12 protein-coding genes and 4 pseudogenes are annotated in these 14,570 nt (G+C 74.3%); 7 read left to right on the top strand and 9 right to left on the bottom strand.

Annotation, left to right across the window (positions count from 1 at the left end; translation table 11 throughout):
- Positions 1 to 282: 282 nt before the first annotated feature.
- The gene (locus ACZ4YY_RS05730) at positions 283 to 732 is read right to left on the bottom strand and encodes a PPOX class F420-dependent oxidoreductase (protein WP_468284145.1); all 450 of its coding nucleotides are present in this window, start codon (positions 730 to 732) and stop codon (positions 283 to 285) included.
- A 116-nt stretch (positions 733 to 848) separates the two neighbouring features.
- Here ACZ4YY_RS05730 and ACZ4YY_RS05725 point away from each other — a divergent pair, with 116 nt between their 5' ends.
- From ACZ4YY_RS05725 to ACZ4YY_RS05715, 3 genes and pseudogenes are all read left to right on the top strand, one after another.
- Positions 849 to 1,448: a TetR/AcrR family transcriptional regulator gene (locus ACZ4YY_RS05725; RefSeq protein WP_468284144.1), complete on the top strand. Its 600-nt coding sequence runs from the start codon at positions 849 to 851 to the stop codon at positions 1,446 to 1,448.
- Positions 1,445 to 2,788 (top strand): annotated as a pseudogene (locus tag ACZ4YY_RS05720) (MFS transporter); the annotation flags it as partial. The gene ACZ4YY_RS05725 and the pseudogene ACZ4YY_RS05720, both read left to right, overlap by 4 nt.
- A gap of 439 nt (positions 2,789 to 3,227) precedes the next feature.
- Positions 3,228 to 4,457: a serine hydrolase domain-containing protein gene (locus tag ACZ4YY_RS05715; RefSeq protein WP_468284143.1), complete on the top strand. Its 1,230-nt coding sequence runs from the start codon at positions 3,228 to 3,230 to the stop codon at positions 4,455 to 4,457.
- On the opposite strand, the pseudogene ACZ4YY_RS05710 reads toward ACZ4YY_RS05715, so the two are convergent.
- Both ACZ4YY_RS05710 and ribA read right to left on the bottom strand, forming a co-directional pair.
- Positions 4,447 to 4,659, bottom strand: a pseudogene (locus ACZ4YY_RS05710) (saccharopine dehydrogenase); the annotation flags it as partial. The gene ACZ4YY_RS05715 and the pseudogene ACZ4YY_RS05710 overlap by 11 nt on opposite strands.
- 41 nt (positions 4,660 to 4,700) lie before the next feature.
- Entirely contained in the window at positions 4,701 to 5,360 is a 660-nt protein-coding gene (ribA, locus tag ACZ4YY_RS05705) for a GTP cyclohydrolase II (RefSeq protein WP_468284142.1), read from the bottom strand.
- A gap of 38 nt (positions 5,361 to 5,398) precedes the next feature.
- Here ribA and ACZ4YY_RS05700 point away from each other — a divergent pair, with 38 nt between their 5' ends.
- Positions 5,399 to 6,181 (top strand): creatininase family protein, encoded by a 783-nt coding sequence (locus ACZ4YY_RS05700; protein WP_468284141.1) that lies wholly within the window; start codon positions 5,399 to 5,401, stop codon positions 6,179 to 6,181.
- A gap of 176 nt (positions 6,182 to 6,357) precedes the next feature.
- On the opposite strand, the pseudogene ACZ4YY_RS05695 reads toward ACZ4YY_RS05700, so the two are convergent.
- The 5 genes and pseudogenes from ACZ4YY_RS05695 to ACZ4YY_RS05675 form a co-directional block, all read right to left on the bottom strand.
- Positions 6,358 to 7,080, bottom strand: a pseudogene (locus ACZ4YY_RS05695) (lysylphosphatidylglycerol synthase transmembrane domain-containing protein); the annotation flags it as partial.
- Positions 7,081 to 7,562: 482 nt separating this feature from the next.
- Positions 7,563 to 8,516: a class I SAM-dependent methyltransferase gene (locus ACZ4YY_RS05690; RefSeq protein WP_468284370.1), complete on the bottom strand. Its 954-nt coding sequence runs from the start codon at positions 8,514 to 8,516 to the stop codon at positions 7,563 to 7,565.
- A 38-nt stretch (positions 8,517 to 8,554) separates the two neighbouring features.
- Positions 8,555 to 9,748, bottom strand: coding sequence for a glycosyltransferase family 4 protein (locus ACZ4YY_RS05685; protein WP_468284139.1), 1,194 nt, complete (start codon positions 9,746 to 9,748; stop codon positions 8,555 to 8,557).
- A complete protein-coding gene (locus ACZ4YY_RS05680; protein WP_133925701.1) occupies positions 9,745 to 10,143 on the bottom strand; it encodes a 6-pyruvoyl trahydropterin synthase family protein in 399 nt (132 codons plus the stop codon). The genes ACZ4YY_RS05685 and ACZ4YY_RS05680 overlap by 4 nt, the downstream gene beginning before the upstream one ends.
- A 116-nt stretch (positions 10,144 to 10,259) precedes the next feature.
- Positions 10,260 to 11,240 carry a zinc-dependent alcohol dehydrogenase gene (locus ACZ4YY_RS05675; protein WP_468284137.1) on the bottom strand — a complete coding sequence of 327 codons (981 nt, stop codon included), beginning with the start codon at positions 11,238 to 11,240 and terminating at the stop codon, positions 10,260 to 10,262.
- Positions 11,241 to 11,347: 107 nt separating this feature from the next.
- Between ACZ4YY_RS05675 and ACZ4YY_RS05670 the strand changes: the two genes are divergently transcribed.
- The gene (locus ACZ4YY_RS05670) at positions 11,348 to 12,124 is read left to right on the top strand and encodes a CDP-alcohol phosphatidyltransferase family protein (RefSeq protein ID WP_468284135.1); all 777 of its coding nucleotides are present in this window, start codon (positions 11,348 to 11,350) and stop codon (positions 12,122 to 12,124) included.
- A 425-nt stretch (positions 12,125 to 12,549) separates the two neighbouring features.
- On the opposite strand, the pseudogene ACZ4YY_RS05665 reads toward ACZ4YY_RS05670, so the two are convergent.
- Positions 12,550 to 12,741 (bottom strand): annotated as a pseudogene (locus ACZ4YY_RS05665) (ABC transporter substrate-binding protein); the annotation flags it as partial.
- Between the two features lie 113 nt (positions 12,742 to 12,854).
- Between ACZ4YY_RS05665 and ACZ4YY_RS05660 the strand changes: the two are divergent.
- Positions 12,855 to 13,805, top strand: coding sequence for an ATP-binding protein (locus tag ACZ4YY_RS05660; RefSeq protein ID WP_468284133.1), 951 nt, complete (start codon positions 12,855 to 12,857; stop codon positions 13,803 to 13,805).
- A gap of 76 nt (positions 13,806 to 13,881) precedes the next feature.
- Positions 13,882 to 14,274, top strand: a complete 393-nt coding sequence (locus ACZ4YY_RS05655; protein WP_468284131.1) for an SCO5389 family protein — start codon at positions 13,882 to 13,884, stop codon at positions 14,272 to 14,274.
- The last annotated feature ends 296 nt before the right edge of the window (positions 14,275 to 14,570 follow it).

Raw genomic sequence — 14,570 nt, 5'->3', positions numbered from 1 at the left:
GCGCGACCCCTTGACGGTCCGCAACGCCGGCGCCGGCCACGTTCGGCGTCGCCTGCGCGGCCGCCCGGTCGGCGCCCTCTTCCCCGTGCACGTCGGCGGCCGCGTGGGCAAGGCGTCGCGGCTAGAGACGGTCACGGCGTGAGCGCCGCGGGGTCGCCGCCGGCCGTCACCCGTCGGACCAGGCCCGTCGGACCAGGCCCGTCGGCACAGCGCCAGCAGGCCGTCCCGCGACCCTGGCCAGGACGCCCAGTCCCAGTCCGCCGGCCCAGAGCGCTCGACGGCCTACGCCTCCTCGGTCCGCTTCGGGATGCCGTACGCCCGCTCCACCCGCAGGCGTGCCACCAGCCGGCGGTCGCGGACCATCGCCGCCCGGAAGTCGTCCCAGTCCGGGTGCTCGCCCGCGAGGTCGCGGTAGAGGCGGACGAGTTCCTCGACCGTGTCGTCGTAGGGGTGCTCGGCGACGGGCGAGAGCTCGGCGACGGCCTCGACGACCGTGTACGCGCGACGGTCGGCGGTGGACACGTGGTAGGAGGCCCGCGGGTCCCGGCGCAGGTTGCGGGTCTTGGCGCGGTCGGCGGTGACGGAGATCCGGACGACCCTCTCGTCCGGGTCGTAGTGGTGGCCGACGTTCGACAGCTGGGGGCGACCGTCCCGCTTGAGCGTGACCAGTACCCCGCCGCGGCTCTCGGCGAGCAGCGCGAGCAGGGCGTGCTGTGTCGTGTCCTGAGTCATGTCCGGCACAACCGGCCGCCGAGCGGTCCGCATTCCCCCGCGCGCACCCCCGCGAGCAGGCACCGTCCCCCCGCCTCGCGTAGACACTGTCTACCACCGCCTGGTAGACAGTGTCTATGAGTGATGCCGAGTCGGAGCACAAGCCGGAGGCGGACCTGCGGGTCCGCCTCGTCGAGGCCGGGGTGGACCTGCTGGCCCGGGAGGGCGTGGGGGCGCTCACGCTGCGGGAGATCGCCCGCCGCGCCGGCGTCTCGCACGGGGCGCCGCGCCGCTACTTCCCCACCCACCTGGAGCTGTTGTCGGCGATCGCCCGCCGGGGCTTCACCGAACTGGCCGGCCGGGTGACGACGGCCCTCGGCGACGGCACCGCCCCGCCGCGCACCCAGCTCACCGAACTCGGCCGCACCTACCTGCGGTTCGCCCTCGACCACCCCGGCATGTACGAGCTGATGTTCCGTCACGACCTGTTGGAGAGCGGTCACCTGCGGCTGCGGGACACCAGCCTGCCGCTGTTCGGGGTGCTGGTGGAGCTGGTGGGCCGGGTGCGCCCCGACGCCGACGCCCGCGCGGTCGCCGGGGCGCTCTGGGCGAACCTGCACGGCGTCGCCCAGCTGTGGGCCTGGGGCAGTCTCCAACTGGCCACGGGCACCGAGGACGTCGAGGCGCTGCTGCGCACCGCTCTCGACGCGCACCTGGGACCCCGGGACGGCCGGTGAACCGCTCCCTGACCCTCGCGAGCAGTGTGGCCGGCGCCGCCGTCGTCGCCCTGGACGGCACCGTCCTCACCGTCGCCCAGCCCACCCTCCAGGACGACCTGGGCGCCTCCTTCGCGCAGGTCCAGTGGACCAGCACCGGGTATCTCGTCGTCGTGGCGAGCCTGTTGGTCTTCGCCGGGCGGCTCGGCGACCGGTACGGGCACCGGCGTGCGTTCGCCGTCGGCATGCTCGGCTTCGGTGCCGCGTCGGCGGGCATCGCCGTGGCGCCCGGCGTGGGCTGGGTGATCGGACTGCGGGTCCTCCAGGGAGTGTTCGGGGCGCTGTTGCAGCCGGCGACACTCGGAATGCTGCGGGCGGCGTACCCGCCGGAGGGGCTGCGGCGGCCGATCGCGGTGCGGACGGCGGCGATCGGCCTGGCGGCCGCGGCCGGGCCGGTGGTGGGCGGGGCGCTGACGACCGGATACGGCTGGCGGGCCGTGTTCCTGCTGAACGTCGTGCCCGCGCTGGCGTTCGGCGGGCTCGCCCTCGCCTCCCGGGAGGAGCGGACGCACCGGAGGGACGGTACGGCGCTGGACGTGCCCGGGGCGCTGCTGCTCGCGGTGGCCCTGGCGTGCCTGGTGCACACGCTCGTCGACCCGTTCGACGTGACCGGCGCGCCCGGCGCCCTGGTGGCCGCGGCGGCGGTCGTCGCCGGAGCGGCCTTCGTCCGGCACGAACGCCGCGCGCCCTGCCCGCTGCTGCCCCCGGACGTCGTCGGGGCCCCGGCGGTCGGCGCGGCGCTGGCCGTACTGGTCGTCGTCTCGGCGGCGCTCAACGGCGGGCTCTTCGCCTGCGTGTACGTCCTCCAGGACGACCTGGCCCTGACACCACTGGCGACCGCGCTGCTCGCACTGCCGCTGGCCGTGCTGCTGATCGCCGCGGCGCCCGGGTCCGCCGTCCTGCTGCGCCGCGCCGGCGCCCGCCCGACGGTCACGGGAGCGACGGCCCTGCTCGCCGCCGGTCTGCTCGTCCTCGCCCGGGCGTCCGGTCCGGTGGGCTTCTGCCTCGGTTTCGCCCTGCTCGGTGCCGGTTTCGGCGCGGTGATGGTGGCGGCCACCCATGTCGTCGTACGGCAGGCTCCCGCGCGGGCGGCCGGGGTGGCGGGAGGCTTGCAGCAGACGGCGATGAACATCGGGCCGGTGCTCGGCGTGGCGTCGGCGACCGTGCTCATGGCCGACGGCGCCGCCCGGTCGCCGCTCGTCGTGCTGGCGGTGGCGGTGGTGGCGGCGATCCCCCTGTGCCGGGCCCTGCCGGGCCGACCGCACGCCGCACCCACCCCACCGCACGCCCTGCCCGCCGGACCACGCGCGGTCCTCACCGGACCCGACGCCGAACCCCACGCCGATCCGCAGGCCGGACCGCACCCGGCCCACGCCGGACCACAGACCGCCCGCACCGAACCCCCCGCCGAGCCCCACCCGGCCCGCGTCGAGCCCCCCGCCGGACCGCACCCGGTCCACAGCGAGCCGCACGGCGTACCCGTCGAGCCGCGCGCCGCCACCGCCGACCCGCACCCCCTGCGCGGCGACACTCCCGGAGGACCCGGCTCGCCGGACCTCCCGCACCGCCCCGATGGTGCCCCGCCCGGCGGCCCCGGCGTCACTCGAAGCGACACAGAGCACACCCGTCACGGCGTCGAAAGAGATCCTTTCGCGCCATCCCTGCGCGACCATGAGATCTGAGGCCGTCCCGGCACGGTACGCCGGACCGCACCTCGAACGAACGCACCGGAGGAGAGCGATGGCACAGCTGCGACGAGAGGTCGACCCCGGCGAGGTCGGGCTGGACGGGAGGGCACTGGAGCGCCTCGACCGGTTTGTCGCCGACCACGTCGACGGCGGGCGCCTGCCCGGTTTCCTCGTGGCCGTCGCACGCGGCGGGAAGGTCGCGCACCTCACCGCGTACGGCCACCGCGACCTCGCCGCCGGCCTCCCGGTGGAGCCGGACACCCTCTGGCGGATCTACTCGATGACCAAGCCGGTCACCTCGGTCGGCGCCCTGATGCTGGTGGAGGAGGGCCGCCTGTCCCTCGACGACCCGATCGCCGACCACCTGCCGGCCTTCGCCGACCAGCGGGTGTACGTCAGCGGCTCGGGCGCCGGCCTGACCACCCGGCCGGTGGAACAGCCCGTCCTCGTGCGGCACCTGATGACCCACACCGCCGGCCTCACCTTCGCCTTCTACCACTGCCACCCCGTGGACGCCCTCTACCGGGAGGCCGGGCTGGACTCGGCGGTGCTGCCCGGGTCGAACCTGGCGCAGACCGTCGACGCTTACGCGCGGCTGCCGTTGCAGTTCGAGCCGGGCACCCAGTGGAACTACTCGGTGGCCACCAACGTGCTGGGGCGGATCATCGAGGTGGTCTCCGGGCAGCCGCTCGACGAGTTCCTCGCCGAGCGGGTCCTGCACCCCCTCGGCATGACGGACGCCGGCTTCCAGGTCTCCGACGAACAGGCCCGTCGGCTCGCCGAGCTGTACGGGGACACCGACGACGGCGGCATCGAACCCATCCCCGGGCTGCCGCTGTTCGGGCGGCCCCGGTTCCTGTCGGGCAGCGGCGGCATGGTGGCGACGGCGTACGACATCCACCGCTTCATGGAGATGCTGCGCCGCCGCGGCGAACTCGACGGCACCCGGCTGCTCACACCGGAGACGGTCGCCCTCATGACCCGCAACCAGCTGCCCGGCGGCGCCGACCTGCGTACGGTCGGCAGCCGCCCCGCCCACGACGAGCCCGGCAACGACGGCGTCGGCTTCGGGCTCGGCGTCTCCGTGGTGATCGACCCGGCGCGCACCCAGGCGCCCTCCGGGCTCGGCACCTACGGCTGGAGCGGGGTGGCCACGACGACGTTCTGGGTCGACCCGGGCCGCGACCTGACCGTGCAGTTCCTGACGCAGGTGAGGCCGAGGAAGTCGCTGAAGCTCTACCCCGACCTCAAGCGCCTGGTGCACGAGGCGGTCAGGGACTGACCCGTCGCCCGTCGAGGCGCAGGGTGAACGGCAGCCCCTCGTCGGCGAGTTCGGCCGGCCACTCCCGCGACCGCCCTGGGGTCCCGGCGGCGCGGGCCGGCCCCGCCGGGAGGGAACCGTCGAGGACGTGCCGGACACCGGGCGCGAGGGGCCGCGAGACACACCGGGCCATCGCGCTCCCCCTCTCGTCGCCCACCGGGTCCCGTGCTCACGGGAGTGACCATGGGACAGCCGGGAGCGGGGTCAGGACCAGTGCGCCACCGCGTCCAGGTGGGGCAGGTGGTGGTCCAGGCGCTCCCGCTTGGTGCGCAGGTAGGTGATGTTGTTCTCGCACGGCGGGATCAGCAGCGGCACCTGCTCGGCGACCTGCACGCCGTTGTCGACCAGCGCCTCGCGCTTGCGCGGGTTGTTGGACATCAGCCGGACCGAGCGCACCCCGAGGTCCTTGAGGATCTCGGCGGCCACACGGTAGTCGCGGGCGTCGACCGGCAGGCCGAGCGCGAGGTTCGCCTCGACGGTGTCCAGGCCCTCCGCCTGCAGGGCCATCGCCCGCAGCTTGGCGAGCAGCCCGATGCCCCGGCCCTCGTGCCCGCGCAGGTAGACGACTATGCCGCGGCCCTCGGCGACGACGGCCCGCAGCGCGGACGTCAACTGGTCGCCGCACTCGCAGTGCTGGGAGCCGAACGCGTCACCGGTCAGGCACTCCGAGTGCAGCCTGGTGAGGACGTCGTCGGTGCCGATGTCGCCGTAGACGAGGGCCACTTGCTCGTCACCGCGGTCGTGGTCGAGGTAACCGACCGCCTGGAATTGACCGTGCACGGTGGGCAGGGGTGCATTCACCACGCGTTCCACACCGGTACGCTGCGGGGTCTTCTTGCCGAGCACGCCAATTTTTTCTGTCATGATCTGTTTCCTAAGCAGAGACGAAAGGCCGGGGAAAGATGAGTGTTTCGGGAATACGGTCGGCGGCGTACGGACTGTTGCCGGCGGACACCACGGAAGACGTACGGACGCGCGGCGCGGGCCTTCCGACACAGGTGGCGGTCCTTCCCGTCGGGAGTTTCGAACAGCACGGCCCGTACCTGCCGTTGGCCACCGACACGCTCGTCGCGTGCGCCGTCGCGCGGGAGATCGCCGCCGCACACCCGGTGCACCTCCTCCCTCCGGTGACCATCGCATGCTCCCACGAGCACGCGGCCTGGCCGGGAACCGTCAGCATCTCCTCCGTGACCCTTCACGCGGTGGTACGGGACATCGCGGCGTCGCTGCGCCGCTCGGGCGTCGAGGCCCTGGTACTGGTCAACGGACACGGCGGGAACTACGTCCTGGGCAACGTCGTCCAGGAGTCCTCCGCCCGCGGTGAGCGGATGGCGCTCTTCCCGGCCCCCGAGGACTGGGAGGCGGCGCGGGAGCGGTCCGGGGTGGCGACGTCACTGCTCACCGACATGCACGCCGGGGAGATCGAGACCTCGATCCTGCTGCACGCCCATCCCGAACTGGTCCGGCCCGGATACGAGTCCGCCGATTTCACCGCGGACGACCGTCGCCATCTGCTCACCGTGGGAATGTCCGCCTATACCGATTCGGGCGTCATCGGCCGTCCTTCCCTGGGGTCCGCGGAAAAGGGCAAGGAACTCCTGGCGAGCCTGGCGGATTCCTTCGGGGCGTATTTCTCGTTGCTCACTTCCGACTCCGCGGCCGCGGATTCCGGCGAGCGGGGATAGTCGGTTGCGGGGCCGGGCGCCCAGCGGTGCGCGGGTGCCGGTACGGCGGCCTCCGGTGCGGCCGCCCCGGCCCGCAGGCCCTGGTACCAGCGCACGACCAGGACGACGGCGCCCGGCAGGGCGGCGACGAAGCACAGCACCCCGTACACCACGGACACCGCGAGGCCGGTGGCCGCGCCGAGACCTGCCGCGCCGAACGCCCACGCGGTGACGCCCTCGCGGGGGCCCCAGCCGCCGACGTTGAGCGGCACGCCCATGGCGAGCAGGGCGAGGACCGCGAGCGGCAGCAGCGTGAGGAGGGACGCGCCGGATCCGGCGACCCGGGCCGCCACCACGAACATCGCGACGTGCCCGGCGAGGACGACCAGCGACGACAGCGCGACGCCGGGCCCGTTGCGCCGGGACAGCAGCCCCTCGCGCGCCTCGGCCAGCGCCGCCCGCATCCGCCCGCCCCGGCGCGCCGCCGAGGAGTTCGTCCGGACGGCGACGGCGACGGCACACGCGCCGACGGCGCCCAGGGCGACCAGCGGCGCGAAGTCCCGTACGTCCGTCATGACCGGGGACGGCAGGGTCAGCAGGACGGTCACACCCGCCACGGCCAGCGCCACCTGTCCCGCCGTACGCTCCAGGACGACGGCCCGCACACCGCGTCCGACGTCGCCGGCGCTGTGTCCGTGGCGCACCGCGCGGTGCACGTCGCCGAGGATGCCGCCGGGCAGCGCCGCGTTCAGGAACAGCGAGCGGTAGTAGTCGGTCACGGCCGGTCCGAGCGGCAGCCGGATGCGCAGCCCCCGGGCCACCAGCGCCCACCGCCACGCGCTGAACACCGTGGTGACGGCGCCGATCCCGAGCGCCGCCAGCAGCGTCGGCACGTCGATCCGGCGCAGCCCGTCCAGCATGACGCCGGTGCCCGTGCGCCACAGCAGCACGCCGAGGATGGTGACCCCGGCGAGGGTGCCGAGGTGCTTGCGCAGGGCGGGAAGCACACGGCGGGCACCCCCCGGCGCCGTCCGCGCCCCGGCGACGACCACGCCGATACGCTCCTGCGAGACGGCGGGACCGGACCGGGCGACGGCGGGGGCGACGGACGGCCGCACCGGAACGGACCCTGCGTGAGCGCCGGTTGGGGCGGCGGACGCAGGACCCGGCTTCGCATGGGCGCCCGCCCCGGCGGACCGTGCGGACACGGACGGCGCGTGAGGGCCGGCGACGGCGTCCGCCTCGGCCGACGGGCCGTCAGCCGGACCGCGCCGGGCGCCGGGACGCGCCGAGGGCACCCCGGCCTGCGTCGCCAGGCTCGCGCGCCCCGCCCGCCGCCGACGCCGTACGGCCGCCGTGGTCTCCTCGACCCATGTCAGCGGTGCCGCCGTCTCCGCGCTCATCACTTGCCGCCCGTCGGACGGGCCAGGGCGAGCAGGTCGCTGTGGTGGACGGTGGCGTGCAGCTCGCCGGCCGCGCAGGCGGCCAGCCGGGAGGCGAGGTAGGCCTCGGCGCGGACGGCGAGGTCGGGGCGCTCCTCGACGGCGGCGCCGACCCAGCCGCGCAGCCACTGGGCGGTCAGGGCGGCCTCCTCGGGGCCGAGCCGCCAAGCGCTGGGGTGCACCTTCACGGTCGCCCCGCGGTCGGCGAACGCCTCGCAGGCGACGGTCACCGCGTCGGGGCCGAGGAGGCCGCCGTGCCGCTGGTGGTCGTTGAAGGCGGCGGCGATCTCCTCGTCCAGCGGGTCCGGGTCGGAGAGTTCGACCCGACCGGCGACCGAGAGGGTCAGCAGGGCCGGGCAGCCGGCGCCCGCGCAGGCGGCGGCGAGCGTCTCGATCTCCTCGCGGGTGAGGACGTCGAGCAGGGCCGAGGCGGTGACCAGCGAGGCGCCGCCCAGGGCGTCCGGGGTGAGCCGGGCGATGTCGCCGCGCCGCGTCTCGACGGTGACCCGGCTGCCGTCGGCGGCCGAGCGCGGGGAGGCGACGGCCGCGAAGTGCAGCAGGTAGGGGTCGCGGTCGTGCAGGACCCAGTGCTGGGGGCCGTCCAGGCGGGGCGCGAGCCAGCGGCCCATGGAGCCGGTGCCGCAGCCCAGGTCGTGCACGACCAGTCCGCCGGAGCGGCCGGGCAGGTTGGCGAGCCGGATCCGCAGCGGGTCCAGCAGATCCAGCGACCGCGCGGCGGCGTCGGCCGGCTCGCGCAGCTGGAGCCACTCGGGCGCGTAGCGGGGCGGCTCCTGCGCGTCGGCGTCCTCGCGCAGCCGGACGGTGGGTCGCTCGCCGGGGCGGGTCACCGGCCCGGCGCCCTCGATGACGGTGTCGGCGTCCTTCGGTCCGAGCTGTCCCGGTATGTGTCCCATGGGTCGCACCACGTCCGTAGGCGTCGCTGTCGTCTCGCTCATGCCGCCCTCCGCGGTTCACCGGGAAGCCGGCCCAGGACGCCGGCCAGGCGCTGGGCGGTGGACGCCCAGCCGTTCAGGGCCGCCCGCCGGCCGCGCGCGGCGGCCTTCAGCCGGCGCCGCACGTCCGCCTCGCCGAACCAGCCGCGCAGTTCGGCCGCGAGGGCGGCCGGGTCCTCCGGCGGGACGAGGATGCCGGGGACGCCGCCGTCGGGGGCGCGGCCGACCGCCTCGGGCAGACCGCCGACGTCCGTGGCGAGGACGGGGATGCCGCGCGCGAGGGCCTCGGTGACCGCCATGCCGTAGGTCTCTGCGTAGGAGGTGAGGACCATCAGGTCGGCGGAGGCGTAGGCGGCGTCGAGCGCGGCGCCTGACTTCGGGCCGGCCAGCTCCAGCCGGTCCTGCAGGCCGTACCGCTCGATCAGGCGGCGCAGCCGTTCGACGTACGCGGGGTCCTGGCCGAGGCCGCCCACGCACACGCAGCTCCACGGCAGGTCGGTGACCGCGGCCAGCGCCTCCACCAGCCGGTGCTGGCCCTTGCGCGGGGTGACGGAGGCCACGCACAGCAGACGGGAGACTCCGTCGGTGCCGGAGGCGAGAGGCGCGATGTCGGCACCGGGGGCGGCGACGTGCACCTTCTCGGGGGCCAGGCCGTGGTGGGAGACGAGGCGGCGGACCGCCCAGTCGCTGGTGGCGATCACCGCGGGCACGGCGCGCAGCACCGCGCGTTCCCGGGCGTCCAGGTCGGCCGCTACCTCGGGGGCGAGCCCCCGCTCGTCGCCGAGCGGGAGGTGGACGAGGACGGCGAGCCGCAGCCGTTCCGCCTCGGGCACCACGATCTCCGGGACGCCGCAGGCGACGATGCCGTCCATCAGGACCACCGTGCCGTCGGGCAACGCGCGCAGCGACCGGGCCAGTTCCGCGCGGGCGGCGGCGTCGGGGCGGGGCCACCCGCCGGCCACCGGGAGCCGGGAGACCTGCCAGCCGAAGCCCGGCAGGTCCAGACACACGCGCCGGTCGTAGGCGTTGCCGCCGCTGGGGTTCGCCGGGTCGTCGACGCCGCCCGGCATGACGAAGTACACGGAACGCAGGGACATGGGGATGATCCCGCCCGTCTTCACCGGGGCCGCCGGCGCGGGCACGTACGCCAGCGGCGCGTGCGGCACGGCCTTCTCCAGGGTCACGTCGGTCACAGGGCACGCTCGTAACTAGCCCAGGCGACGTGCGACTCGTGCAGGGTGACGGAGAGGCCGGCGATGCCCTTGGCGCCCTCGCCGAGCGCGCCCTTGTGGATCCGCTCGGCGAGCCGGTCGGCGATGACCTTGGCGAGGAACTCCGTGGAGGTGTTGATCCCGGCGAAGTCGGGCTCGTTGTCCAGGTTCCTGTAGTTCAGCTCGCTGACCACGGCACCCAGTTCCTGCGTGGCGAGTCCGATGTCGACGACGATGTTGTCGTCGTCCAGCTGCTCGCGGCGGAACGTGGCGTCCACCAGGAACGTCGCTCCGTGCAGGCGCTGCGCGGGTCCGAAGACCTCGCCGCGGAAGCTGTGGGCGATCATGATGTGATCGCGGACGGTGACACTGAACAACGGACGACCCTCCAGGTGCGGCGCGTCTGGTTCCCCGGCCGATACCTGCCGGGGATGCCGAGTAGTACGGCTCTTCGCTTCCCCGTGTTCAGCCGACTCTCACTACTTTTCTCAGGTCAGGCGCTCTTGTCGTACCTGACGCGGTGGCACAGGGCCGGAATCTCACCGCTGGTGAGCCGCGGCATCACCGTCGGCAACTCCTCGAACGCGCTCTCCCCGGTGACGAGCGCGTCGAGCGCGGGGTCGGCGAGCAGGTCGAGGGCGAGCGCGAGCCGGTCGGCGTACGTCCGCCCGGCGCGGGCCGGGGAGACGGTGCCGACCTGGCTGCTGCGGATGACCAGACGCCGCGAGTGGAAGGCCTCGCCGAGCGGCAGGGAGACCGTGCGGTCGCCGTACCAGCTCAGTTCGATGACCGTGCCCTCGGCGGTCAGCAGCTCCAGGGAGCGGGTGAGTCCCTGTTCGGTGGCGCTGGCGTGCACGACGAGGTCGCAGCCGCCCAGCGCGTCCTCGGGGGAGGCGAATCCGACGCCGAGCGCCTCGGCGACCTTCGCGCGCGCGGGGTCGGCGTCCACCAACTGCACGCGCACGCCGGGGAACCGGGCCAGCAGCGCGGCGACCGAGCAGCCGACCATGCCGCCGCCGACGACCGCGATCCGGTCGCCGATCAGGGGCGCGGCGTCCCACAGGGCGTTGACGGCGGTCTCCACGGTGCCGGCGAGCACGGCCCGTGCGGCGGGCACGGCGGAGGGGACGACCGTCACGGCGCTCGCGGGGACGACGTACCGGGTCTGGTGCGGGTACAGGCAGAAGACGGTCCGCTCGAGGAGGTCCCGCGGCCCCTCCTCGACCACGCCGACGTTGAGGTACCCGTACTTGACCGGGGCCGGGAAGTCGCCCTCCTGGAAGGGGGCCCGCATGACGGAGTGCTGGCTCTCGGGCACCCCGCCGCGGAAGACGAGGGTCTCCGTGCCGCGGCTGACCGCGGAATACAGCGAGCGGACGACGACCTCGTCGTCGGCCGGGTCCGGCAGGGTCAGGTCGCGGATCGCGCCCCGGCCCGGGGCGTCGAGCCAGAAGGCACGTGCGGCGCGCTTCATCGGCGTCCTCCTGAACGATCGGGAACTTGCGTGCGTACCGAGGTGTGCACAAGCCGCGCACAGTACGCGGCGATGATCGACTCTGTCACCTGGCCGGAGGATGTGCGGTGGCCCTGAACAACACTTACGACGCGAGGCTGGTCCAGCAGGAGACCGCTGTGGGAGCGGGCGTGCAGATCCTGGTGCTGGCCTGGCTCGGCACGGCGATCGGCATGGGGCCGGCGGGCTGGGTGACCGGGCTCGTCTTCGCCGTCGCCACCTGGGCGGTGCTCTCCCGCGCGCTGCACCGCTCCGGTCTGCGCACCTTCGGCCCCGCCAACCGGGTCACCCTGGGCCGCGCGACCCTGGTCGGCGGGGTGACCGCGCTGGTCGCGGACTCCTTCGTGAGCGCGCCGCCCGTCTCCCTCCTGGTGGGGCTGACGGCGGTGGCGCTGCTGCTGGACGGTGTGGACGGCAAGGTCGCCCGCCGCACGGGCACCTCGACGGCGCTGGGCGCGCGCTTCGACATGGAGGTCGACGCGTTCCTGATCCTGGTGCTCAGCGTGTACGTGTCGACGACGTTCGGCCCGTGGGTGCTGCTGATCGGCGTCATGCGCTACGCCTTCGTCGCGGCGGCCCGCGTCGCGCCGTGGCTGAACGCCGCGCTCCCGCCGAGCACCGCCCGCAAGACGGTGGCCGCGCTCCAGGGCATCTGCCTGCTGGTGGCGGGCGCGGACCTGCTGCCGTACCCGGCCGGGTTCGGTGTGGTGCTGCTGGCCCTGGGCCTGCTGCTGTGGTCCTTCGGCCGCGACGTGCTGTGGCTGTACCGGACCTCGCGGGTCACGACGGTGCGGACGGTGCCGGTCGCGGCCCTGCCGCAGGTCCTGGAACCGGTCGGCCGCTGACCGGACGGCTGAGGGGCACTTGCACTGTGAGCGCCTGGTCAGGCGGCGCGGGTTGATGCACGGCATCAGGCCGCGCGGCCCAGGCGGGCACAGTGCAAGGACCCCTAAGGGCCCGGACCGCACGGACGGTCCGGGCCCTTCGCCGTGCACGCCCCGGCACGCCCGGTGAGACGGCGGCACGCCCGGTGAGACGGCGGCACGCCCGGTGAGACGGCGGCACGCCCGTTGAGGCCACCCGCCCGGTGGGGCGCCGTGTTCCCGTCACCCCTTGCGGGGCAGCGGCGCGACCGCCGTCACCGCACCTCCACCGGGAACAGCCGGGGAACCGCAGGGCGCGGTCCCCGACCGGTGCGACGCGCTTGCCCTGTGCCCAGGTGACGGCGGGTCCGTAGATGCCGGCGCCGGGGTCGGCATGGCCTTCGTAGGAGCGCGGCGGGGGCGGGCCTGGCCCGCGTGGCGTGGGTGAGGGCGGCGACCGCGGCGGGGGTGACGTCGGTGCCGTCCTGGAAGGTGGCCTCGCGCAGGGTGAACAGCCAGGTGCGGTCGTCCGCACGGCGCCAGGAGGAGGCGAGCGCCGGGGCGGCTGCGCCGTTGGCGTCCAGCCCGGTCAGACCCTCGAGCAAGCTTGATCACTTTCCACCACGCCGGCACGGCGGGGGATTTGACAGAGATCAGACCCCACCCCTAAACCTACTCACATGACATTCATTTTCACATCGGCGGTGCGGTGATGCGCGTCGCCTTCGTGGGCAAGGGCGGCAGCGGCAAGACGACCCTGTCGGCCCTCTTCGCCCGCGCGCTGGCGCACTCCGGCGCACCGGTGCTCGCCGTCGACGGCGACATCAACCAGCACCTCGCCGAGGCCCTCGACCCCTCGGGCGCCGAGGAGTTCACGGCCCCTCCCCTGGCCGAGCACCTCGCCGGGATCAAGGACCTGCTGCGCGGCACCAACCCCCGCATCACCTCACCCGAGGCGATGATCAAGACCACCCCGCCCGGCCGCGGCTCGCACCTGCTGCGCCTGCTGGGCGACGACCCGCTCCACACCCGTCACGTCCGTCGCGTGAACGGCGTGCCGCTCATGGCCACCGGCGCGTTCGACGAGAGCGACCTGGGCGTGGCCTGCTACCACTCCAAGCTCGGCGCGGTGGAGCTGTACCTGAACCACCTGGTCGACGGACCGGGCGAGTACGTGGTGGTCGACATGACGGCCGGCGCCGACGCCTTCGCCTCCGGCCTGTTCACCCGCTTCGACATGACGTTCCTGGTGGCCGAACCCACCCGCAAGGGCGTCTCCGTGTACCGCCAGTACCGCGACCACGCCCGCGAGTTCGGCATCCCGCTCGCCGTGGTCGGCAACAAGGTGACCGGCGAGGACGACCTCCTCTTCCTCAAGGAGCAGGTGGGTGACGACCTCCTCACCCACCTCGTCCACTCCTCCTGGGTGCGCTCCGCCGAACGCGGCTGCCCACAGGGCGAGTTGGAGGACGCCAACCACCACGCCCTGCGCGTCCTGCGCGAGACGGTCGACGCCCGCACCCGCGACTGGCAGGCCCTCCACGCCCACGCCGTCGAGTTCCACCTGCGCAACGCCCGCGCCTGGGCGGACGCGGCGACCGGCCAGGACCTGGCGGCCCAGGTGGACCCGGACTTCGTACCCGGTCCGCAGGCCCTGTCCTGACCCCACCCCCCGCCGCGCCGGGACAGCGGCGCGGCGTCCCCTCTCTCCCCCACCCCCTCCAGAACAGGACACCCCCATGTCTCTCGACGTCTCCCCGGAACTCCTCGCCGAGGCCGAGACCGGTGACATCCGCGAGGAGGACTTCGTGGACACCGTCCGCACGTCCCTCCCCTACGCCTACGACCTCGTCTCCTCCCTCGCCACCCGACTCCACACCGGCACAACCGAGTTCGCCGACAACCGGACCCCGCCGCCCTCCGCACACGAACGCGGCCAACTCCTGCGCGCCCTCGCCAGCGACTCGATCCGCGGCGCCCTGGAACGCCACTTCGACATCACGCTCGCCTTCCAGAACTGCCACCGGGTGGCGGCGTTCCGGACGGGGGCGCGGGGCGGCGAGACCTACGAGCGGTTCACCTCGCCGCGGGCGCAGGTGCTGAACCAGTCGGCGGAGCTGCGGGACTGCTGAGACACCCGTCCGGTCCGAGGATCCCGGCCCGCCCACTCGCCCCCTCCGCCCGCACTCCCCCGCCCGCGATCCGGTCCACGGCGGACTGCGGCAGGCTCCCGGACGGGGTGGTGACCTGGTTTCAGCCGACGCCGCCCGGGCCGGGTCCGGGATCCACCGCAGGACGTGACGGCGAGGCCGAGTGACATCACGACGGCGCCTGCGGCCGCGGCCCGCATGGTGCGCATGAGTGGGCTCCCGAAGCCCTCAGGACTTAATTCAGAACGTGAGTTAAACCTCGGAGCGAGGTGCCGTCA

The sequence above is a fragment of the Streptomyces sp. NPDC030143 genome, assembly GCF_055573695.1.
The sequence above is the reverse complement of the archived record's forward strand: the minus strand, read 5'-3'. Positions and strand labels throughout refer to the sequence as shown.

Excerpts from the sequence above, each read along its gene's own strand:
- ACZ4YY_RS05730 (WP_468284145.1), bottom strand. The coding sequence starts at position 732 with ATGACTCAGGACACGACACAGCACGCCCTGCTCGCGCTGCTCGCCGAG.
- ACZ4YY_RS05725 (WP_468284144.1), top strand. The coding sequence starts at position 849 with ATGAGTGATGCCGAGTCGGAGCACAAGCCGGAGGCGGACCTGCGGGTC.
- ACZ4YY_RS05715 (WP_468284143.1), top strand. The coding sequence starts at position 3,228 with ATGGCACAGCTGCGACGAGAGGTCGACCCCGGCGAGGTCGGGCTGGAC.
- ribA (WP_468284142.1), bottom strand. The coding sequence starts at position 5,360 with ATGACAGAAAAAATTGGCGTGCTCGGCAAGAAGACCCCGCAGCGTACC.
- ACZ4YY_RS05700 (WP_468284141.1), top strand. The coding sequence starts at position 5,399 with ATGAGTGTTTCGGGAATACGGTCGGCGGCGTACGGACTGTTGCCGGCG.
- ACZ4YY_RS05690 (WP_468284370.1), bottom strand. The coding sequence starts at position 8,516 with ATGGGACACATACCGGGACAGCTCGGACCGAAGGACGCCGACACCGTC.
- ACZ4YY_RS05675 (WP_468284137.1), bottom strand. The coding sequence starts at position 11,240 with ATGAAGCGCGCCGCACGTGCCTTCTGGCTCGACGCCCCGGGCCGGGGC.
- ACZ4YY_RS05660 (WP_468284133.1), top strand. The coding sequence starts at position 12,855 with ATGCGCGTCGCCTTCGTGGGCAAGGGCGGCAGCGGCAAGACGACCCTG.
- ACZ4YY_RS05655 (WP_468284131.1), top strand. The coding sequence starts at position 13,882 with ATGTCTCTCGACGTCTCCCCGGAACTCCTCGCCGAGGCCGAGACCGGT.